This window comes from Corynebacterium sp. HMSC076C10 (assembly GCF_001812455.1).
Classification (GTDB): Bacteria; Actinomycetota; Actinomycetes; order Mycobacteriales; family Mycobacteriaceae; genus Corynebacterium; species Corynebacterium jeikeium_D.
In genome coordinates this window covers 102,159-122,973 of record NZ_KV809094.1, presented here as the reverse complement: position 1 = coordinate 122,973, position 20,815 = coordinate 102,159, and the positions used below count along the sequence as shown (strand labels likewise).

General features: G+C 60.4%; 20 protein-coding genes. 5 read left to right on the top strand and 15 right to left on the bottom strand.

Features of this window, described 5'->3' with window-relative positions; all coding sequences use genetic code 11:
- Positions 1-81: 81 nt before the first annotated feature.
- The 5 genes from hisI to hisH all read right to left on the bottom strand — a co-directional run bounded on the left by hisI (position 82) and on the right by hisH (position 3,832).
- Positions 82-480, bottom strand: coding sequence for a phosphoribosyl-AMP cyclohydrolase (gene hisI / locus HMPREF2857_RS02090; protein WP_005510296.1), 399 nt, complete (start codon positions 478-480; stop codon positions 82-84).
- The gene (hisF, locus tag HMPREF2857_RS02085) at positions 477-1,253 is read right to left on the bottom strand and encodes an imidazole glycerol phosphate synthase subunit HisF (RefSeq protein ID WP_005510401.1); all 777 of its coding nucleotides are present in this window, start codon (positions 1,251-1,253) and stop codon (positions 477-479) included. The genes hisI and hisF overlap by 4 nt, the downstream gene beginning before the upstream one ends.
- Positions 1,254-1,336: 83 nt before the next feature.
- Positions 1,337-2,149, bottom strand: a complete 813-nt coding sequence (locus HMPREF2857_RS02080; protein ID WP_048734639.1) for an inositol monophosphatase family protein — start codon at positions 2,147-2,149, stop codon at positions 1,337-1,339.
- 102 nt (positions 2,150-2,251) lie between these two features.
- Positions 2,252-2,986 (bottom strand): bifunctional 1-(5-phosphoribosyl)-5-((5-phosphoribosylamino)methylideneamino)imidazole-4-carboxamide isomerase/phosphoribosylanthranilate isomerase PriA, encoded by a 735-nt coding sequence (gene priA / locus HMPREF2857_RS02075; RefSeq protein WP_016422946.1) that lies wholly within the window; start codon positions 2,984-2,986, stop codon positions 2,252-2,254.
- Between the two features lie 147 nt (positions 2,987-3,133).
- Positions 3,134-3,832, bottom strand: coding sequence for an imidazole glycerol phosphate synthase subunit HisH (gene hisH / locus HMPREF2857_RS02070; protein WP_069359167.1), 699 nt, complete (start codon positions 3,830-3,832; stop codon positions 3,134-3,136).
- Positions 3,833-4,021: 189 nt separating this feature from the next.
- On the opposite strand from hisH, the gene HMPREF2857_RS02065 reads away from it, so the two are divergent.
- The gene (locus tag HMPREF2857_RS02065) at positions 4,022-4,645 is read left to right on the top strand and encodes an arsenate-mycothiol transferase ArsC (protein WP_016422948.1); all 624 of its coding nucleotides are present in this window, start codon (positions 4,022-4,024) and stop codon (positions 4,643-4,645) included.
- Between the two features lie 105 nt (positions 4,646-4,750).
- Here the strand turns inward: HMPREF2857_RS02065 and HMPREF2857_RS02060 are convergent, their stop codons facing one another.
- The 4 genes from HMPREF2857_RS02060 to hisD form a co-directional block, all read right to left on the bottom strand.
- Positions 4,751-6,172, bottom strand: coding sequence for an MFS transporter (locus HMPREF2857_RS02060; RefSeq protein ID WP_070642497.1), 1,422 nt, complete (start codon positions 6,170-6,172; stop codon positions 4,751-4,753).
- A gap of 284 nt (positions 6,173-6,456) precedes the next feature.
- Positions 6,457-7,095 carry an imidazoleglycerol-phosphate dehydratase HisB gene (gene hisB, locus HMPREF2857_RS02050; protein WP_005510321.1) on the bottom strand — a complete coding sequence of 213 codons (639 nt, stop codon included), beginning with the start codon at positions 7,093-7,095 and terminating at the stop codon, positions 6,457-6,459.
- Positions 7,096-7,140: 45 nt separating this feature from the next.
- Entirely contained in the window at positions 7,141-8,283 is a 1,143-nt protein-coding gene (locus HMPREF2857_RS02045; protein WP_070642493.1) for a histidinol-phosphate transaminase, read from the bottom strand.
- Positions 8,283-9,632, bottom strand: a complete 1,350-nt coding sequence (gene hisD / locus HMPREF2857_RS02040; protein WP_070642490.1) for a histidinol dehydrogenase — start codon at positions 9,630-9,632, stop codon at positions 8,283-8,285. Before hisD ends, HMPREF2857_RS02045 begins: the two co-directional genes overlap by 1 nt.
- Positions 9,633-9,928: 296 nt before the next feature.
- On the opposite strand from hisD, the gene HMPREF2857_RS02035 reads away from it, so the two are divergent.
- From HMPREF2857_RS02035 to HMPREF2857_RS02025, 3 genes are read left to right on the top strand one after another with little or no spacing between them, the layout of a single operon-like run.
- Positions 9,929-11,635, top strand: a complete 1,707-nt coding sequence (locus HMPREF2857_RS02035; RefSeq protein WP_070642486.1) for a hypothetical protein — start codon at positions 9,929-9,931, stop codon at positions 11,633-11,635.
- 41 nt (positions 11,636-11,676) lie between these two features.
- Positions 11,677-13,503, top strand: coding sequence for a hypothetical protein (locus tag HMPREF2857_RS02030; RefSeq protein ID WP_246819577.1), 1,827 nt, complete (start codon positions 11,677-11,679; stop codon positions 13,501-13,503).
- 50 nt (positions 13,504-13,553) lie between these two features.
- Entirely contained in the window at positions 13,554-14,129 is a 576-nt protein-coding gene (locus HMPREF2857_RS02025) for a hypothetical protein (protein ID WP_049170302.1), read from the top strand.
- A 35-nt stretch (positions 14,130-14,164) separates the two neighbouring features.
- On the opposite strand, the gene nadC is transcribed toward HMPREF2857_RS02025, so the two are convergent.
- The 6 genes from nadC to bioB form a co-directional block, all read right to left on the bottom strand.
- Positions 14,165-15,046 carry a carboxylating nicotinate-nucleotide diphosphorylase gene (gene nadC, locus HMPREF2857_RS02020; RefSeq protein ID WP_016422956.1) on the bottom strand — a complete coding sequence of 294 codons (882 nt, stop codon included), beginning with the start codon at positions 15,044-15,046 and terminating at the stop codon, positions 14,165-14,167.
- A 6-nt stretch (positions 15,047-15,052) separates the two neighbouring features.
- Complete coding sequence (nadB, locus tag HMPREF2857_RS02015; RefSeq protein WP_083310484.1) at positions 15,053-16,612, bottom strand: L-aspartate oxidase; 1,560 nt, start codon at positions 16,610-16,612, stop codon at positions 15,053-15,055.
- A 10-nt stretch (positions 16,613-16,622) separates the two neighbouring features.
- Positions 16,623-17,699 (bottom strand): quinolinate synthase NadA, encoded by a 1,077-nt coding sequence (nadA, locus tag HMPREF2857_RS02010; protein WP_016422958.1) that lies wholly within the window; start codon positions 17,697-17,699, stop codon positions 16,623-16,625.
- Between the two features lie 292 nt (positions 17,700-17,991).
- Positions 17,992-18,570, bottom strand: a complete 579-nt coding sequence (locus HMPREF2857_RS02005; RefSeq protein WP_069359173.1) for a hypothetical protein — start codon at positions 18,568-18,570, stop codon at positions 17,992-17,994.
- A gap of 74 nt (positions 18,571-18,644) precedes the next feature.
- Positions 18,645-18,947 carry a biotin synthase auxiliary protein BsaP gene (locus tag HMPREF2857_RS02000; RefSeq protein ID WP_016422960.1) on the bottom strand — a complete coding sequence of 101 codons (303 nt, stop codon included), beginning with the start codon at positions 18,945-18,947 and terminating at the stop codon, positions 18,645-18,647.
- Positions 18,934-19,941, bottom strand: a complete 1,008-nt coding sequence (bioB, locus tag HMPREF2857_RS01995) for a biotin synthase BioB (protein WP_070642478.1) — start codon at positions 19,939-19,941, stop codon at positions 18,934-18,936. The genes HMPREF2857_RS02000 and bioB overlap by 14 nt, the downstream gene beginning before the upstream one ends.
- Before the next feature lie 161 nt (positions 19,942-20,102).
- Between bioB and HMPREF2857_RS01990 the strand changes: the two genes are divergently transcribed.
- Positions 20,103-20,801: a TetR family transcriptional regulator gene (locus HMPREF2857_RS01990; protein WP_246818322.1), complete on the top strand. Its 699-nt coding sequence runs from the start codon at positions 20,103-20,105 to the stop codon at positions 20,799-20,801.
- Positions 20,802-20,815: the final 14 nt, after the last annotated feature.

The window sequence follows — 20,815 nt, the reverse complement described above, 5'->3', positions numbered from 1 at the left end:
CACATCACTTAACCCCGGACTTCACCGGAGGTGGGCGCGCTTGACGACGAAATCCCCACCTCGGCAGCCGGGGTTGACTGCCTAGTCCTCGAACACGGGATGCACGTCAAAGCAGCTATGCGAGCCAGTGTGGCATGCCGCGCCGTCCTGCACTACCTGCATCAGCACGGTATCGCCATCACAGTCCAACGCCAGCGATGTCACGGTCTGGAAATGGCCGCTGGTAAGCCCCTTAATCCAGTACTCGGACCGGGAGCGCGACCAGTAGGTGCCGCGCTTGGTAGCGATGGTATATGCCAGTGCGTGGGAATCCATCCACGCCATCATGAGCACGCGGCCAGTGGATTCCTCCTGCACAATAGCGGGAATCAAGCCGTCAGCGTTGAACTTGGCGATGTTCGCGATATCTGCTGGGAGCGTGTACTCACGCGGATCGTCGCCGGCGCCGTGAGCTGCAGCGCCCGGGGCTAGACCAGTCACTGGCGCACCTCGATTCCCTCGCGGGCCATCTCTTCCTTAACCTCAGCAATGCTGACCTCGCCGAAGTGGAAAATGGATGCGGCCAACACCGCGTTGGCGCCGGCGCGCACTGCTGGCGGGAAGTGCTCTGCCTTGCCCGCACCGCCAGAGGCAATCACCGGGACGTCGACGGCAGCGCGGACTTTCTCCAGAAGCTCCAGGTCGAAACCGTCCTTGGTGCCGTCGCCGTCCATGGAGTTCAGCAGAATCTCGCCGACCCCGAGCTCCTCGCCGCGGCGTGCCCACTCGACGGCGTCGATCCCCGCCGAGCGTGAACCACCGTGCGTCGTCACCTCGAAGCCCGACGGCTGCGGCGTGCCTCCCTCGGGAACGCGGCGGGCATCCACCGACAGGACGACACACTGCGCACCGAAGCGGCGCGACAGCTCGCTGAGCAGTTCTGGACGTGCGATCGCAGCGGTATTGACACTGACCTTGTCAGCTCCGGCGCGGAGCAGCTGATCGACATCCTCGACGCTGCGCACGCCACCGCCGACCGTCAGCGGAATGAAGACCTCACTTGCGGTGCGACGCACCACGTCGAGCATGGTGCCACGGCCATCCTTGGAAGCCGTGACATCCAGGAAGGTCAGCTCATCAGCGCCCTCCTCGCCATAGCGGCGAGCCAGCTCCACCGGATCGCCGGCATCACGGAGATTCTCAAAGTTAACCCCCTTGACGACCCGCCCATTGTTGACATCCAGGCAAGGAATCACGCGTACTGCCAGAGACATAGTTTTTAAGTTCTCCTCGTGTTAGCTCAAAGTTGTGGCTCGACGGTTTGCGCAACCACCCCGCTCGGGACGTCGCCCACGGTTTAGCTCCGGAAAGTCTCCGGACGACCCAGTTGGTCAATAATCGACCGCAGCGTGGCATGAACATCTCGAGTTCCCGCCAGCACGCCTACGGAATCATGCCGCCAGGGATTGCCCGCCAAGTCTGTGACCACGCCACCAGCTTCGGAAATCTGAAGTACACCAGCTGCGTTATCCCACACATGCGGTGAGAAAGTCACGGTGCCGCCGAATGCCCCCATCGCGGTGGAACCCAAGTCCACTCCGACAGAGCCAGTAATTCGGATCGTCGGATAGCGTTCGCCCACCTTTGACAGCAGCAGTTGGCGCCACTTGCGCGGGAGTGTGCCGTCGGTACTCGCGATAACGGAGCCGAAGGCAATCGAAACCGGGCGGCCGGCCTCGGCATCGATGTTGACGCGACGGCCGTTGACGAATGTGCCGCTACCTTTAGCTGCGGTAATACGCCGGCGCAGCAGAGGCATGGAGGTAATTCCGACCACCGGCTCCCCCTCATGCATGAGCGTGAGCAGCATGGCACACAGTGGAAAGCCGTTGGAATAGTTCGTGGTGCCGTCGATCGGATCGATGACCCAGGCGGTATGTTCCTCGGGAACTTTGCCACCGAATTCCTCGCCGTAGACGGGCAGGCCGGAATACTGCGTGAGGAGCTGGCGCAGACGACGCTCAATTTCCAGGTCGGTCTCCGTCGCGAAATCCCCGCGCGGCTTCATGACAACCGGGTCCGCACCCACCTGCTGCGTGAACAGGCCTTCAACCTCATCGAGCGCCGCTTCAGCAATAGCGAGCATCGCCCGCGGTTCCAGGGCATCCATACTTTCTAAGTCCTTCATCCGCCGTCTCAGCCGGGGTGCCGTTTGCTCGTTAACGCTTTCGCTTGACGACGTCTCCCCGGTCCGGCCACGAAAGTGTTCTTTTTAGCCGCGAGCTACTGCCAGGGCCTCTTCCAGGGTGAAACGCCCTGCGTAGAGCGCCTTACCCACAATTGCGGAGTCAACGCCCTCATCGACCAGTGTGGCAATAGCTGCAATGTCGTCCAGGCTGCTGACACCGCCGGAAGCGACGATTGGAGCATCGGTAGCAGCGGCGACCTCGCGCAGCAGTTCCACATTCGGCCCCTGCAGGGTGCCGTCCTTGGAGACGTCAGTCACCACGAAACGGGATGCACCCTGAGCATCCAGGCGCTCCAGCACCTCCCAGAGGTCACCGCCGTCGGAGACCCAGCCGCGGCCGCGCAAGCGCCACTGCCCCTCTTCGTTAAGAACATCCAGACCAATGGCTACACGGTCGCCGTAGTTGGCGATAACCTCGCGGCACCACTCCGGATTCTCCAGTGCGGCGGTGCCAATATTGACACGGGCGCAGCCGGTGGCCAGCGCAGCTTCGAGCGAAGCGTTGTCACGGATACCGCCGGAGAGCTCTACCTTCACGTCGAGCTTGCCCACAACGTCGGCAAGCAGGTCGTAGTTCGAACCGCGACCAAACGCGGCGTCGAGGTCGACCAGGTGGATCCACTCAGCGCCTGCGTTCTGCCAATTCATGGCAGCTTCCAGCGGTGCACCGTAGGAAGTCTCGGTTCCAGCAGCACCCTGAACAAGGCGCACAGCCTGGCCATCGGCTACGTCTACAGCGGGCAGCAGGGTCAAACTCATGGGGGCTCTACTCTCTTCGACTTTGGGCGTTGTGGCCATAGTCACCACGACGCTTGTTGCTAGTTATCTCAGTATAGGTGGTCTAGGTGGCGAAATTCCGCCACCTACCAGGTAGTGCGGTTAGGGCAGATACTACCGATTGGGCAACTACAGCGTGTCCACCCAGTTCTGCAGCAGCTTCAACCCTGCTTCACCAGACTTCTCAGGGTGGAACTGCGTGGCCCACAGCGGACCGTTTTCCACGGCTGCGATAAACCGATCGGATTCGTGGGCAGACCACGTCACCAGCGGCGGAGCGATGCGAGAATCCGTATCAAGGTCCCACTTGCGCACACCGTAGGAGTGGACGAAGTAAAAACGCTGATCTTCCAGTCCCTTAAACATCTTTGAGCCTTCCGGTACTTCAACCGTGTTCCAGCCCATGTGCGGCAGAATCGACGCCTCGAGACGCTCGACAGTACCGGGCCATTCACCACAACCCGGGGTGCCGGTGACAGCTGCGGATGCGTCGGTCTCCGCTGCGTGGATGCCGTCGGCGTACTCGACGCCGCGGTCAAAGAGCACCTGCATACCGACGCAGATTCCCATCACTGGTCGACCACCTGCGAGTCGAGAGCCGATCAGGCGCGGCCCTTGTACTCGATGCAAACCCTCCATGCATGCGGCATAGGCGCCGACGCCGGGAACGAGCAGACCATCGGCCTCCATCACGGTCTTCGGATCGGCGGTCACAATAACCTCGGCACCCGTGGTGGCCACAGCGCGCTCAGCTGAACGCAAATTACCGGAGCCGTAATCAAGGATGGCAACGGTCGGGGTCTTCGTCGAAGGTGAGACTTGTTCCATAGTTGGACATTTTAAGGCGCTGGGAATCGATGTTTGCCACTTACCCCAAGAAAACTGCCTGGATAGGCAGAAGCACTGGTATACAACTACCGAATACTTTGGTAAACTCAAGGTTAACAACAGGTTAACTAAGTTATTGATTTATCCCTAAAACCCCTGATTACTTTTTCACAGAGAGGCTCCGACGCCATGACTACCGCATCCGTTCTTAGTAAATCATTTGCCATTGTCCGCGAGGACCTTCACCGGCTCTACGGTGCAGCCTGCGATGCTGCGACCATCGATTCCATCCTCGACGATGTCATTGCAGAGCTGTCCAACTCTGCGAAGGTGACTAACTTCCTCCCCGTCCTCGCCGAACGCGAGGCCACCGAACGCATCAAGGCCGCGAGCGGATGCAAGGACTTCGCCCCGCGCCAAGAGATTCTCTTTGCCGATAGTCGCGGTTCCGGCCGTAGCCAGATTGCCACTGCCCTGGCCTACCACCTGGTTGGTGACGAAGTCTTTATCCGCACTATCGGCCTCAATCCAGAGGATGGCCTGAACCCTCGCGTCGTCGCGGCTCTTCACGACCGTGGCGTGGACACCTCACGCCTCACCCAAAAGGCGATTACTCCCCGCGTTTCCCACCGCGCCGATGTTGTCGTGCTCATGGGCATCGACGAGACACCAGCAGTCCCCGGCGACCGCTACGTGGAATGGGATGTCGCAGATCCGGACAGTCTCACAGACGATGAGCTGCAGTCGCTTATCGACGATATCGAAACCCGCCTGCGGGCTCTCTTCACCGAGATGGACGTCGCCGTCGCATAAACAGGCACGGCTGCCCCACGCCGGGGGTTGCATCTAATAACCAAAAAGAGTGGCTGCGCAAGAACTTGCGCAGCCACTCTTTTTCAAACGTCTCTTTGTATGTAGTTACTTCTTCTTGCGGTCCCGAACCGTCAAACGCGTCACTGCATTCTTTGCCGGGCGGGCAACACGCACAGCGGCCTCCGGCGTACGACGCTTCACGGCATCCCCCAGACGACGCAGCGTAGCGCGGGTGTTCTGGTATTCCGCCACGCGGTGCTTTCCGATGATTCGGTCGAGCACCGCACCAATGAGGCCAACTGCCAGCAGAGCTGCCGCAAAGGCAAAGACAGCCGGGTACGGACGGAGTGCAGCCGCGGCTACGGCTCCCAGAACGAACGAGCCGATACCAGTGCCCGAGTCAAAGGACATGTTCCAGAAGGCACTGGCCTCAGCAGTACGGTCACGCGGCAGGCGGGCAAACATCAGCAGCAGAGCCTCATTTTGCACTATGCCGAAGCCCGCGCCGTAGAAAATGGCCGCAACCAGCAGCAGCCAGGCCGACAGATCAAAGAGAACCACGCCGGACATCATCAGCAGGCCAATAAAACCACTGATCAATGCCGGAATCAGCAGAATTCCAGCCTCCGACTTCCGGTCGGCGTAGATTCCTGCGAAATAACGGAACACCATCTGCGCGCCACCGAGAACAGACAGCGACAGGCCAGCCACAACCGCACCGGAGACCAGATCAATTTCGCGAGCTGCCGGGGCAAGGAATGCGGAAATACCACCAAAGCCCATCGCAATCGTGCAAATTGCGAGCGCGGGAATGGCCACCAGCTTCCATGTGGCAACGTGCTCAACGGGGCTCGGCTGAGTTGCTGCAGATCCGGGCACAGGATCGCCGACGTCTTCCTTGCCGCCCTTGCCCTCCTTCGGCGCTGGCTTAATCTTCGGAATGAATAGGGCCATCACCGAGCCAACGAGCGAAATGACGGCACCCAGAATATAAACCGGAGTGTAGGAGCCAGTCTTGTCCGCGATGATGAGACCAAGCGGCAGGAAAATGAGCTCGGACAAACCAACGGCCACACCAAGCACACCGGAGGCTTTCCCCAGGAACTTCAGGGGCACAAGCTCTGCAATCAATGCGGACTCGGCGACAGTCAGCGCACCGAAGCCCATACCGCGGAGAACCGCAATGATGAGCACCAAAGCAGCATCGGTGCCAAAGATGTGCAGAATCGTCGGCAAGCCCAGAAACAAACCTGAAATCAGCATGGTCATGCCGTAGCCAAGACGGCGACACATACGTGGAGTCTGCGTTTGCGTGAGAACTGTGGCGGCCATAAAAACACCGGTGTAGGCACCGGCGAGCGAGGTTCCACCGCCATCGTCAAGAATTGCCTGCGGAATGACAGGCATGAGGAGTGACCAGCCACCGAAGGCGGCCATCACGGCGACTAGCGTAGGTACTAGTCCGGGCGCTTTCCACATGCTGTCCAGTTCGTCCAACTGCCTGCGGTCCATCACCCGGGACGCCATTTACTCCATCACTCCTATCAACCACAAAATTGCGCCGGCGAGCGCGATCACAGATAAGAGACCAAGGACAATTGTTCCGACCCTCGATCCGGATTTATAGAGTGACCATGTTCCGCCCACCAGCAGACCAGCGACAATGAACAAAAAATAAGTGCTCAGCGTCGATGCGGTAGACACCTGCGCTAAAAGCACGTCTACAGACGTTGTTACCATCGATTCCCCTAAAATGCCAGCTAAGGCGGATTTTCCGGTTTCCTACAGCGGCCGTCTACTACAGCTGCGACCTACAGAGTGCCCTTGGTCGACGGCACACCGTGGACGCGCGGGTCGTCCTCGACGGCAGCACGCAGGGCACGGGCCACAGCCTTGTACTCAGCCTCGGTGATGTGGTGCGGATCGCGCCCGTAGAGACAGCGAACATGCAGCGCAATACGGGCATTTAGGGCGAAGGACTCAAAGAAATGCTCATTGATAACCGTTGCGTAGTGACCACCAATGACGGCAGTCAACATCTGCTCTGGTTCGCCAGTGCCAACGAAGTACGGGCGACCAGACACATCAACCACTGCGTGTGCCAGCGTTTCATCCATCGGGATATAGCAGTCACCAAAGCGACGAATACCAGACTTGTCCCCCAACGCCTGGGCGAAGGCCTGCCCCATCACAATGCCGGTATCCTCCACCGTGTGGTGCGCATCGACCTCGGTGTCGCCGTTGGCGTGCACAGTCAGGTCGAAGCTGCCGTGGGAGCCGAAAGCGGTCAACATGTGGTCGAAGAACGGCAGACCGGTCGAAATATCGGTCTTGCCGGTGCCATCGAGATTCACCGAGCAGACGATGCTCGATTCGCGGGTGGCGCGCTCGACACGGCCAACGCGCTCAGTGCGCTCTGCCTCCAGATGGTCCTTATCACTGAAGTGCATAAGTCAGATCTCTCCTTGTAGTGGGATGTACCGGCAGCATTTCGCTTAAGCCAGCGCGGTCGCTGCCAATTTCTTGGCCGCCGCCAGCAGCGCATCATTTTCGCTGGGCAGACCAATAGTGGCACGGAGACGACCGGGCACGCCAACATCGCGGATGAGTACTCCCTCATCCAAGAAGCTCTGCCATGCCGTCGCGGCATCGGCGAAACGACCGAAGAATACGAAGTTGGAGTACGAGTCAATCACGTCGTAGCCATAGCTGTTCAGGGCGGCTACGACGCGATCACGCTCGTCGGCAAGCTTTGCGACGGTCGACAGCGTCGCATCCGAGTGGCGAAGTGCAACCGTGGCAGCGGCCTGCGTAAACGTCGACAGGTGGTATGGCAGACGTACGAGCATCACAGCATCAATAAATGCCGGGTTAGCAACGAAGTAGCCGAGGCGGCCTCCGGCGAAGTCGAAAGCCTTGCTCATCGTGCGGGAGACAACCAGCTTCGACGGGAACTCAGCCAGCAGCGTTGTCGCCGACGGCTCCTCAGTGAACTCGGCGTAGGCCTCATCGACAATGACGATGCCCGGCGCGGCTTCAATAATGCGGCGCAGGTCAGCGAGCGTGGTCAGGTTGCCAGTCGGGTTGTTCGGAGTCGTGATGAAGATGACGTCAGGACGGTGCTCGGCAATGGCCGCGAGCGCACTATCCATGTCGATGTCGAAGGTCTCCGGGTCGCGGTCGATGCCGATGAACTCCGTCTGCGTGCCGGACGAGAGGATCGGGTGCATCGAGTAGCTGGGCACAAAGCCCATTGCGCTGCGCCCCGGCCCGCCAAATGCCTGCAGCAGCTGCTGGAGAATCTCATTGGAGCCGTTGGCGGCCCATACCTGGTCGACGGTGATGTCCACGCCGGTCTGGCGGGTGACACAGTCGGCGAGTGCGCTGCGCAGTGCTACTGCGTCACGGTCCGGGTAGCGGTTGAGGTCAGAGGCGACCTTCTCCAGTTGCGCCACCAGGTCGGCGATGAGGTCATCGGATGGCGGGTACGGGTTTTCGTTGGTGTTCAGGCGAACATCGACGTCGAGCTGCGGGGCACCGTAGGCTTCCTCGCCGCGCAGTTCGTCGCGCAGTGGCAAATCTGCCAGCGCCAACTTGGCTACTGACGGCTGTGGCTGATTCTCAGGCTGGTTGCTCATTAGTTGTTCCCCTTTTCTGCGCCATTGATCTCAGAGCCGAGAAGCGTCTCAAAGCGGGCACGGATGGCCTCGCCGTGCGCTGGCAGTCGTTCTTCGTTGGCCAGGACTACTACGCTGTCGGCAACTTCCTTCAACGCGGCCTCGTTGTAGTCAATCATGTGGACCGACTTCAGGAAGGTGTGCGTTGACAGGCCCGAGGCGTGGCGGGCGGTGCCGGAGGTCGGCAACACATGGTTAGAGCCAGCCGAGTAATCGCCCAGCGGCACCGGCGAGAAGCGACCGATGAAGATTGCACCGGCATTGGTAATGCGTTCGGCATCGGCCTGCGCGTTTTCGGTGTGGATCTCCAGGTGCTCAGTGGCGTAAGCATCTGCAACCTGGATGCCAATATTCATGTCGTCGACAAGCACGATGCCAGACTGATCGCCGGTCAGCGCCTCACGAACGCGGTCGGCGTTCATGGTGACCTCGTACCGGTTTTCGACCTCGCGGTCGACGGTGGCGGCGAAATCGGCGTCGTCGGTGATAAGCACGCTGGCGGCCATGACGTCGTGCTCAGCCTGGGAAATCAGGTCGTAGGCGACGGAGACAGGATCAGCGGTGTTATCTGCGAGAATGGCAATTTCGGTCGGGCCAGCTTCGGCGTCGATACCGACGACCGAGCGGCACAGGCGTTTGGCGGCGGTAACGAAGATGTTGCCCGGACCGGTGACCATGTCGACCGGCTCGAGGCTCTCGTTTTCATCGCCGTATGCGAGCAGTGCGACGGCCTGTGCACCACCGACGGCCCACACCTCGGTCACGCCAAGCAGCTTGCAGGCAGCCAGGATGGTCGGGTGCGGCCAGCCGTCGTTGTCGGCCTGCGGCGGAGAGGCGACGACGAGGGACTCCACACCAGCTTCCTGAGCTGGGATGACGTTCATCAATACAGACGACGGGTAGACGGCGTTGCCCCCGGGGACGTAAAGACCGACGCGCGAAACCGGAATCCACTTCTCGCGGACAATGCCGCCGGGCAGAATTTCAACAGTCTTATCATTCGGCTTCTGAGCAGCGTGGAACGCGCGCACGCGCCCGATGGACTCCTGCAGAGCAGAGCGGACATCGTCTTCCAGCGCAGCTTCCGCGGCATCGATAACCTCCGCTGGAACGCGCATGGATGCCGGACGAATACGGTCAAACTTCTCGGAGTACTCCATCGCCGCTTCCACACCACGGACTGCCACGTCATCGACAACGGGCTTGACCGTGGGAATCATCGAATCAACGTCTGCCGCACCACGCGGCAACACTCGACGCAGAGTGGCGGTGGTGGGAGTCTGACCGCGAAGATCAATAGTGGACAACATAATTAATTAGTAACCGCCTATTCGCACGATGGATTCATACGTGAGCACTTCAGAGTGACAAAGAAATGACAACAAAGTATTGAAAATCTGGGTCAAAGCCAAAGACTTTATCCACGGTTTTCGCTACTATTCGCCCTTAAAGGCACCCTTGAGTATGAACTAAGCATATCTTTCTCACGTTAGGTTCATACCGATTGCCCCATTTAACCCCTCATACTGTGGCGCAAGTTAGCTCCGCCACAGTGCCCCATTACAGTGTTAAGGAAAGTAGTAACCAGTCGTAGAAAGGTCAGCTGTTGAACCAGGAAGGAAACAGCCCGGATTTGCCGGAGCTCGTCGCAGCCTATGCAGACGCGACCGCAGCCGACAATTCCCTGGCCACGCGCCAACTGGAATCAGTTTTCGCGCATCATTTCTACAACCCACAGCTCTTTTCTGACCCGGAAGCCCACGGCGTTACCGAACACGTCGGCGCGTTTTACCGCATAGTCCGCGAGGTCACCGAATCGCTCGGCATGATGACGGCTGCGCACGATGCCGCCCTGAACTGGATGGTATGGGCATCCGATAACGACAACGTCCCGGAGTACTGGCGCGCCCGGGCACGGCTAGCGGCGGATGAAGCCCGCCGCTACACCACCTTTATCGCCGATGGCCCCACCTCTGCTGCCGCAGAGACCGAAATCCCACTCATCGCACGCATGAGCAGGGAGATCACCTCGTACCGGGCACTCGTGCTTGCCGACGATCTGGATGCCCCAACCAGCAGTCACAGCGCGGTGACCACGGATGCGGATGGGCCGCGGCCGCAGGAATCGTCGGCAAGCGAAGAAGCGGAGGAGCCGTTTAGCCCACGCCAGTGGAAGAAGCGGGCGGCACTGACTGACGCGCTGATTCGGATTGCAAGCGCCCTGCGAAAGGTCAACCGCGAGGACTTGGCACGGGAGCTGCACGAGATGATTCGTGCACTGCCAAATGAGGATAAGTTTGAGTCGATTGCGCTGGCGAAGACTCTGACGGAGGCATCACTGCTGCACCGAGCCGGGAAAGTCGTCGACGCAGCGCGACTTTGCGCCTCACAGCTCAATGCAATCGGTAACCGCTCCGTAATCGCGGGCCTTGAGCTGAGGCAGAATTTGGCACGGTACTCGATAGAGACAGGTAATAGCGATACCGCGTTCCGAATGCTGTCAAACAACGTGGCAGTCGCGGACCAGCACAGACTGGACACTGACTATATTCTCGCGGTTCGTGAGATGGCAGACATCAACTTCGAGGTGGCACACAACAAGCCCGATGCCGGGGAGATGCTGAAGCTAACTCAGCGCGCCCAGGATGTGTCGGCAGACTACCCCAACTGTGAAGTCACCATGGAAATCGCGCTGCTGAAGGCAACGGCACTGTACGAGCTCGGAGATTTCCACCATGCCGGCCAGGAAGCGGAGTCGGTTGCAAAGTGGTCTGAGCCTACCCAGGATTCCGCACGTACTGATTTTTCCTGTGCCATTGCGGCGGAATCGGCAGTCCAAGAGGGCAATACTGAGCATGCCGCAGTACTCTTCGACGCACTGGCCGATATTCGTGCCGGATACTCGTCCCCGATTTCGCCTGCGGAAACTCTGATGGATGCCGCACTATCGCTCAGTAACGTGGGCGCCACAAGTGAGCTGACCGACCACCTGATGGAACGCTCACGCGGCTACGTGGTTGGATCCTGGGAATCGGCCAAGTGGCACGAAGCGCAGGCACTGCTGTGCTGGTCTGTGTGGGACAACGACGGCGTGTACAAGTACGCCGACGAAGCTGCCGAGCTTTTCTTAGAAGCCCACGCCCCTGCCGACGCCGCCCGCACACTGACTATCGCGGTGCGTGCTGCTGCTAGTGATAACAATGAGGATCGCGCCCGCCGGTTCGCGGTTCGCATCGGCGACCTAGTCGGCCCGGATCACCCAGTGCGCGATGAAGTTCGTGGACTAATGCGTAGCTTTTCAAACCCGGATTAACAGCGCACCCGACTGCACAGGTCTGAAAAACAAGGCAGTTTTTGCATCTTCCCGATGCCACGGGCGAAGATAGTCCAATGGTCTGGTGGGAAGAAGAAAACTCTGAGTCTGGAATTCAAGTTGGCGATTGGGATGCCGGCATCGCTGCCGACTACGCGTCAGGGAATTCAGAAAACGCATCAGCAACGGAGAACTCGTCCGAACCCCTGGACTTTCCTCCCCTGCCCAATCCGCTAAAGGCATTACCGGACTCTCTCCCGGAGTTGCTGGTTAATTCCCGCAAGGCCGGTGCCACGCTCGACCACGTCACCAGTTGGCGCGCTGTCACCAAATTCGCCCACACGCACTGGTTGGCCGACGCGCCTACCAACTCCCCCGATGTCGTTGGCGAATTCCACGCACTCAGGCACGCAGTCGCCGACCAACTGGAATTAGTAGAAGAAGCCGCTGCTGCACGCGCCGAGTGGCTGCGCTGGGCAACTGAGGCCAACATCCGCCCCGCGATCTTGCACGCACGCTCCTACGGAGCATTCGCCGAGGCAGAGGCCTTCATCGACGCCAACCCAGGTGATGCCATCACCGGCCGGCGCCCCGAGGACTCCGAAATCCCCGAGCTGATCAGTCTTACTAAGGACATCGTCGCCACCACTCCACAGCCCGGCGAGGCCTATTACTACCTGGTCAGCGCGGCTGTTGCCGGCGCCGCAGCATCGCTGGCGCGCCGGGCGGAAATCGCCGGTCAACTCTCTGAATGGTCCGCACGCTGGGCACCAAAGCGAAGCAGTTTCGACGACCGCAAGCTGTTGGAGGCGCAGCTCGCACACAGCCGTGGTGAGCTGCGCAGGGCCGCCCGCATCGCAGCCAGCGTCGCGGCAGCCCCTCAGTCGGAACCCGTCACCACGACGATTGAAGCACGCCAATTCCTGGCTTTCCTCTCTCTGGAAGCTGGTGAGGAAGCGGAGGCAATCCGCCAGCTACGCCCAATCGTGCAAGCTGGTCTCGATGCAGGACTCACGGTCGCGGTGCTTCGCAGCGTGCGTCTGCTCTGTGCGCTTCTCAACGCCCACGGCGATTTCGCGGAATCCGCCGAAATTGCCCGCCGCGCGCTCGCCAGCGCCGAGGGCATGCCGGTTAACCCCATCACCATGGATATCCAGCTCGTTTTGGCCCGCAGCCTCCTCGACGCCGACGAGGTTGACGAGGCGCTGCGCTTTGCCGAACCAGTTGCGCACTGGTCAGCTTTTACCGCCGATGAAGAACGCACCGACGCGGCATTTTCTATTGCCTCCACAGCCGCGGGTCTCGGCAATAATCCCCGCCAGGCGGCAAAGCTGCTCATCGAACACGGCGAGCACCTTGAACGCAACGGCGATACCAAGGGTGCTGCCAAGGCCTACCGCCAGGCTGCGCGTTCCATCATTCATGTCATTGACCTGGTCATTTCCGAAGAGGGCTCCGAATTCACCGCCGAGATCGTCTCCGAGGACGCTTCCGCCGCCATTGACCACACGCTCAACGAGGCTGAGGACCTGCTGCTGCGTTCTCAGAAGCTCATCTCCGACGACTGGTCACTCGCCGACTGGCACGACGATGCCGCCTACGTCTTCTACTCCGCTGGCCGCGACACTTTGGCCATCAACCATGTGGAAGCCGCCGCGAAGGGCTACCTGCAGTCCGGCGATGGCGAGGAAGCCGCCCGCGCGCTGCTGGCGGGGGTTCGATACCGTCTCGACGCGGGTGATTCCGACGGTGCCGCCGCCTACGCCCGGCGCGTCGAAGAGCTTCTGCCCCGCGACGTGTGGGAAGGCCATCCTGTTCTCGATGCCCTTGACGTCATCATCATTCAGTCGCTTGACGACGAATACTAGCGCCCCGCCCACTTCAGTGCTGGCGGTGGCACAAAGTAGAGTGTTAGGTCATGACTACTTCTGGTGATTCCGCGACTTCTAGCCCGCAGCAGCTTTTCGACGCCGCCACTGCATTGGCTGAGGAAAACAACCTCTGGGAAGCAGCCCTAACTCTGATGCAGGGGTTCGAGGAGCTCGGCGACAAGGCTGATGCCCCGCAGACCGACAGTCTGGGGCGCCCCATCCGTGGCTCTGCACCAAAGCTGATGGACAAGGCCGCGGACTGGTTGGATTTGCTGGATAACCTGGAGAAAGACGGCTTCGAGCCGACCGCGGACACCCCTCCGCGCCACTTGCGCTGGGCGATGTGGCACACCTTGAACGGCCAGGCAGAGATTCGTCGAGGACATCAGGGGCGCGCCATTGATCACCTGGAGTTGGCGGCGGGACTTTTCCAGTCCGACAAGCTCAATATCCAGGCCGTGCCTCTGCTTGCACAAATTGCACAGTGCCACCTGCATTTGGGCGATGTCGCTGCTGCGGAGAAGGCGCTTTACCGCGCACAGGAAACCTGTGATGAGCAATCGCGGGAGCGCTGGGGGTCGGCACTAAGCGAGATTGGCGCAGAAATCGCCCGTCGCTTGTAGGCGAAGCTGCGAAGCGATACCGGGGGCTGATTCAGCTACTGCTCGTCGAAGTCGAGTCCGACATCGAACACCTTGGCCGAATGGGTTAGCGCGCCCACAGCCAGGTAATCGACACCACAGGACGCGTACTCACGAGCCACATCGATGGTCAGTCCACCAGAGGACTCAAGCTGCGTGGCCGGAGAAATCTGCGAGCGGCGCTGCACCGCAATCTGGGTCTCCCAGACCTCGAAGTTGTCCAGCATGACAATATCCGGCTTCATCGGCAGGATCTCATCGAGCTGTGCGAGGGTATCGACTTCCACCTCACACGGCAGCTCCGGGTACTGATCCCGCACCCTCTTCAACGCACCGGACACGGAACCGACAGCCACCACGTGATTGTCCTTAATCAGTGCTTCATCGCCCAAAGCGTAGCGGTGGTTAATTCCGCCGCCGCAGGTCACAGCATACTTTTCCAGGTTGCGCAGCCCCGGCAGCGTCTTTCGGGAATCGCGCACCCGCGCACCGGTGCCGATAATCGCGTCAGCCCACTGGCGCGTCGCAGTAGCTACACCACTGGCGTGCGTGAGGATATTCAGCATTGTCCGCTCAGCAGTCAGCAACCCCCGAGTCGGCGCAGAAATCGTTGCCAGCACTGTGCCAGGACGCACCAGGGTGCCATCTTCAACGTGCTTTTCGACGGTGAACTCACCCGAGATGACCTCCTGCAGCGTCCACTCCACCGCATCGATTGCCGCGATAACGCCCTCTTGCCGGGCCACCAGGCGGGCGAGTGCCTGCGCAGATGCCGAGACTGTCGACAGCGAGGTCACATCCGGCCCGAAGCTCATGTCTTCCTGTAGTGCCGTCCGAATGAGGCCACGGGTGATGTTTTCGTTCAGCACCCCGCGCAGAGTGTCCTTCTCAAGAGTCATGGTTAGCTAATCCCCATCCTTTTCAAACCAAGTGTGGCACCCCAAAGTATATGGTCGTGCCAATGCTGCTTCGACGACTTTCCTTGCGGCCACGACCTGAACCGATTGCGGGAGCCGATCGATAACCGCCAACGCCTGCCGCAAGCTCTGCTCATTACGCGTTACACCAGCGCCTTCCTGCATCGCCGTCTGCAACCGGAAAAGCTGCCGTGGTTCCAGTTCTGGCCGTGGCTGCGGCAGGCTTTCAACTGCCACTGAGAATTCCTCGTCCCCGACCGGCACAGCGTGTGTTTCAGCGACTTTTTCGGCCACCCGCTTGCCGACGACCAGTCCCTCCAGCAACGAATTGGAGGCCAACCTGTTGGCACCGTGGAGCCCTGTGGCGGAGCATTCGCCGGCCGCATAGAGGCCCGGCACGCTAGTTGCACCGAATGGGTCGACGGCAATACCACCACAGGTGTAGTGGACCGCCGGGGCCACGGGAATGAGGTCCTTGGTCGGATCAATCTCCGCTGCGGTCAGGCCCGCTGTGATCGTCGGAAAGCGGGCGGCGAAGTTGTCGATGTGACGTGCGTCGAGGAAGACGTGGTCCTCGCCGAGCTCGCGCATGCGAGTCGCGATGGCGCGCGAGACGATATCGCGCGGAGCCAGGTCCCCGCGAGGGTCAACGCCGGCGGTCACACTGTTGCCCCGGGAGTCGACGAGAATGGCTCCTTCACCACGGACCGCCTCGCTGATGAGATGGCGTCGGCCGGTGCCATCTGATGCCGAGCGCTCGTCATAGAGCACCGTCGGGTGGAACTGGATAAACTCCATGTCCCGAATCTCCGCGCCAGCATCGGAGGCCATGCCGATAGCCTCACCGCGGGCACCCGAGGGGGCCGTGGTCGCGCGGTAAATATGGCCCACGCCGCCGGTAGCCAGCAGAGTGGCGCCTGCTCGAATAGCTCCACCCCCACGGGGATCCGCTACCAGCGCCCCCAGCACGCGGCCGTCTTTGCCAACGATGAGCTGGCGCGCTGTGGCGTTTTGTAGTACTCGCACGCCGGTAACTGAGGCTTCTAGGGCGCGCTCGATTTCAGCACCAGTGGCGTCACCGCCGGCATGAATGATGCGCCGCGCGTGGTGTCCGCCCTCTTTGGTGCGGGAATATACGGCCGGGTTATCCCGCGCCGGGTCGAATGTAGCGCCTAGCCCGATCAGCCACTCGGTCGCCGCAGCGCCAGCACGGATGATAGAAGCCACGGCCCCTTCATCGCAGTGGCCGGCACCGGCATCGAGAGTATCCGCGATGTGGGAATCAGTGGTGTCATCGAACCCATTGGCCACATGGCCGCTGGGGTCGTCGTCAAGCCCGACGACCGCGAGCCCGCCCTGTGCGAGATTCGTGGCCGCATCGGCGAAACGTAGCTGTTTGCGGGCACCGACGCGCCACTCGACGCTGTCGATAACCAGCACGTCGAGGCCGAGCTCAAGGGCCCGACGCGCAGCACTGAGCCCTGCGACTCCCCCGCCGATGACGAGGAAGTCACACGTCAGTGTCCAACTGTCGAATGATGGGCGCAGACCAAACGTGTTACTCGCCTCCGCCTGGGTTACCGATGGCGATCATGCGCTCGACCGAAGCGCGTGCCTTGTCGGCGACATCCGGCTCGACATCGACTTCATCAGTGCCCTCAACAAGGCAGCGCAGCAGAGCCGCCGGAGTGATGAGCTTCATGTACGAGCAGGAAGCGCGGTCGTTGACCGGCTCAAAGTCGACATCCGGCGCGGCCTTGCGCAGCTGGTGGAGCATGCCCACCTCAGTGGCCACGAGCACCTTGCCGTTGGGCTTGTTCTCCTTCAGCTTCTGCGCCTCGGTCAGCATCTCGCCGGTGGAGAGCATCTGCACGCGCTCGGGCTCGATGGTGCCTTCACCTGCGAGGTAAATCGCAGAGTTCGCGCAACCGCACTCCGGGTGAATGAACAGCTGCGAATCGGCGTTCTCCTCCGCGCGGTGCGCGAGTTCCTCACCGTTGATGTTGGCGTGGACGTGGCACTCACCAGCCCATACCTTGATGTTGTCGCGGCCGGTCTCACGGCGGACGTGTGCGCCGAGGAACTGATCCGGGTTGAACAGGATCTCCTGGTCTTCCGGGATGGACTTGACCACGTCGACGGCGTTGGAGGAAGTACAGCAGATGTCGGTCAGAGCCTTTACGTCTGCCGTGGTGTTGACGTAGCTGACCACCAGTGCGCCGGGATTCTCAGCCTTCCACTCGGCCAGTTCGTCTGCAGTGATGGAGTCCGCCAGGGAGCAGCCGGCGCGCTCGTCCGGAATAAGGACGGTCTTCTCTGGGCTCAGAATTTTGGCGGTTTCCGCCATGAAGTGGACACCACAGAAGACGATGACGTCAGCATCGGTTTCCGCAGCGATGCGGGAAAGTCCGAGGGAGTCGCCTGTGTAATCGGCAATATCCTGAATCTCCGGCAGCTGGTAGTTGTGCGCAAGAATTACGGCATTGCGTTCGCGGGCGAGGCGCTTAATCTCCTGGGCCCAGCGCTCATCTGCAATTACGCCACCGTAGCGGCCATCTTTATCGACTACCGATTCGTACAGATCCGATTCGAGGCGCGGCAGGCTGGAAGCATTGGCCGCAAGGCTGGTATTCACGGAAAACTACGTCCTTACTTCAATGGGCTGTGGCTACGACCGGAGAAAACGCCGTCACCGTTACCGGCAACGGTCCCCGGAGGCATTCGCAGCGGACTCAAACGGGCAAGTGCAAGAGACCTAAGCTCGTCGCTCAATATCGAAAAAGCCCCTAAATCGGGGCGAATACTGACATCGAAGACGAACCTATTTCCCAAAATTGTAAGGCTTGTATAAGCCTATTTCCCAATAACTACCCCTGTTCAGTAGGAAATAGTGCTTTACGACGGCCCCCGCGCAGAACCTCACTGTCTCACTTAGTGACCGAATCTGCGCCCGTAGCATTGTCTGCAGCGCTCTCGTTGCCTTCCGTGAAGTCCGTTTGGAACAACACCCGGGACCACAGTGCGAGCATGGCAACCAGTGGCGCGACCAGCAGCGCTACATAGGTCTTGAAGTCCGGAATCACCGAGAACTTATCGCCCGGCTGCATTCCCGCCAGATCCGGCTGGAGCAATGCCGCAACCGACTGACCGACGAGGTACGTCACTGCTGCGCTCATCAACGCGGAGAAACCTGCCCAGCCAATTGCTGTGAGCATCTGCACAGGGGTCGTGATGGCACGATTTCGGAACGTAGTAATTCCCAGCACCAGGCCGCTGATGGCAGTGACAGCAACAAACCAGAGCAGCCCAATAAAACCAGCGTCAACGGTTTCTTGAATAATCGCTAGTTGGTTATCCGGGAGCATTTGCACTTGCTGCTTGGGGCGTAGGAATGCCCAGGCCACTCCGGCTATCGTTCCCGTTACGACGGAGAAGAGAACAATACCCGAGGCCATTGCCACGCTCTGCTTTTCAACGTGTGGGACTCGGGTATTTTTCATAGTCATAGTTGACTAACTTACCTCACGGCGCACATCCGGTACTAGCGTGCCCGAATGGCGCACTAGCACAATCAGCGCCTTTATCGCTGCTCCAACATAACGGAGTCCACTTCGCCGTGGCGCGAGCACTTTGCAGTCCAGCCGTCCGGACGCACCTGCACCACCATCCGGCGCCCACAGAGCTGGCAGAACCGAGGCGCCTCCAGTCCAGCTTTTGCACCATAGGAACGTTCGCGCACTTCACCAGCTTCGAGGTCGGCGCCGGTAAAAGGATCGAACTTGGGCTCATCTCCCAGCACCATGGCCTGGAGCAGCTCTGTGGAGTCGACTTTCTTACTCCGCGGCGAGCGCGGGCTAGATGTCCGAGGCTTAGACAGTTGCATTGAGGGCCTTAATTGGGAGTCGTACCTTGCCAAGCATGTCCAGATCCTGCTCCGCCGGACGGCCCAGAGTGGTCAGGTAATTACCGACAATGACAGCGTTGATACCGCCGAGCAGCCCCTTTTCTGCGCCCAGGTCGCCCAGGGTGAGCTCACGACCGCCAGCAAAACGCAGGATGGTCTTCGGCAGTGCCAGACGGAAGGCACCGATGGCACGCAGTGCGTCCTTGGCTGGCATCGGCTCGCGACCGGCGAACGGAGTGCCCGGGCGCGGGTCGAGGAAGTTCATCGGCACCTCGGTCGGGCTGAGGGCTGCCAGGTCCTGAGCGAACTCGGCACGCTGCTCAAGGGTCTCTCCCATACCCAGGATGCCGCCACAGCAGACCTCCATACCGGCTTCGCCGACCATGCGCAGGGTGTCATGGCGCTCTTCCCAAGTGTGGGTGGTCACGACCTGCGGGAAGTAGCTCTTGGCGGTCTCGAGGTTGTGGTTGTAGCGGTGAATACCAGCCTTGGCCAGGCGATCCACCTGCTCCTGCGTCAGAATGCCCATAGAGGCGGCCACATTAATGTCCACCTCTGCCTGAATGGCGGCGACGGCCTGTTCCATCTGGCTGAGCAGTCGCTCGTCCGGCCCCTTTACTGCAGCAACGATGCAGAACTCAGTCGCACCCGACTTTGCGGTCTGCTTAGCGGCGTCCACCAGCGCCGGGATATCCAGCCATGCCGAACGCACCGGGGACTCGAACAGACCCGACTGCGAACAGAAGTGGCAGTCCTCTGGGCAGCCGCCAGTCTTCAGCGAGATAATGCCTTCAACCTCGACCTCTTCGCCGCACCACTTCAAGCGCACCTCGTGAGCCAGCGCCAGCAGATCCTCGATGCTGTCGTCATCGAGATTGAGAACTGCCAGGGTCTCCTCATAGTTCAGCCCCTCACCGCGGCCGAGCACCTTTTCTCGGGCGAGTTCCAAAATGTCCTGCTGCTGTTGAGTCATGGGGGTGACGCTCCTTGAGGCTGGGGATAAAACTTGAACACCGTTTCAGAAGTTGTTCAGTTATCAAACTTAATACCGCAGCTACAGAATGTCGAACAGGGTTCAATTCCCGTCGTGTCGCGGATTTACGCTCCGCATCTCAGCCTTAAGGCATCTTCCAGATGATTCTTCTTTCGTCTACGGTAGGCAGTGTGCAATTGACCAAGGACATCATTGTCGACGCAGCTCTTACCATTCTCAACGAGTACGGACTCGGCGATCTCACGATCCGCCGCCTGACTCGCCACTTGGGTACCGCCGCTGGCGCAATGTACTGGCACTACCCTTCCAAGCAGGCACTGCTGGGTGCCGTCGCTGACCGCATCTTGGCTCCCTGCACAGAGTTTTCCGCCACCGGCGATTGGCGTGCCGACATCGAAGCCGTCGCCGAGCTGCTCTACTCCTGCCTCACCGCTCATCGGGATGGCGCCGAGGTCGTCTCGGCCGCACTCGCTACGGGCACCGCCACGATTCGCCCCGAACAACTGCTTGCCGACGCCCTGGAGAATGCACCCGAAACCTCCATTAACACCCCCTCAGCGGCTGATACCGCGTCTGTCCTCGTGTACTTCATTCTCGGTGCGACAGTCGACCAGCAGACAGCCATCGCGCTTGACCTGAACGGCGCCAAGGGCGTTTCCAACAAGGGCGACACCAGTGGCGAGAACGCCGATGATAAGGATCTTGAGGTCGAGACTTCCTCTGAAGATGCTGCTGCACAGGCAAAAGAGCTCGGCCGCCAGCGCATTGCACTGGGAACCGAGCTCTTTATCGCCGGAATTGCGGGGGTTGCGGGGACTAAGGGAATCGCAGGTCATTAAGCCCCGCTGGAGCA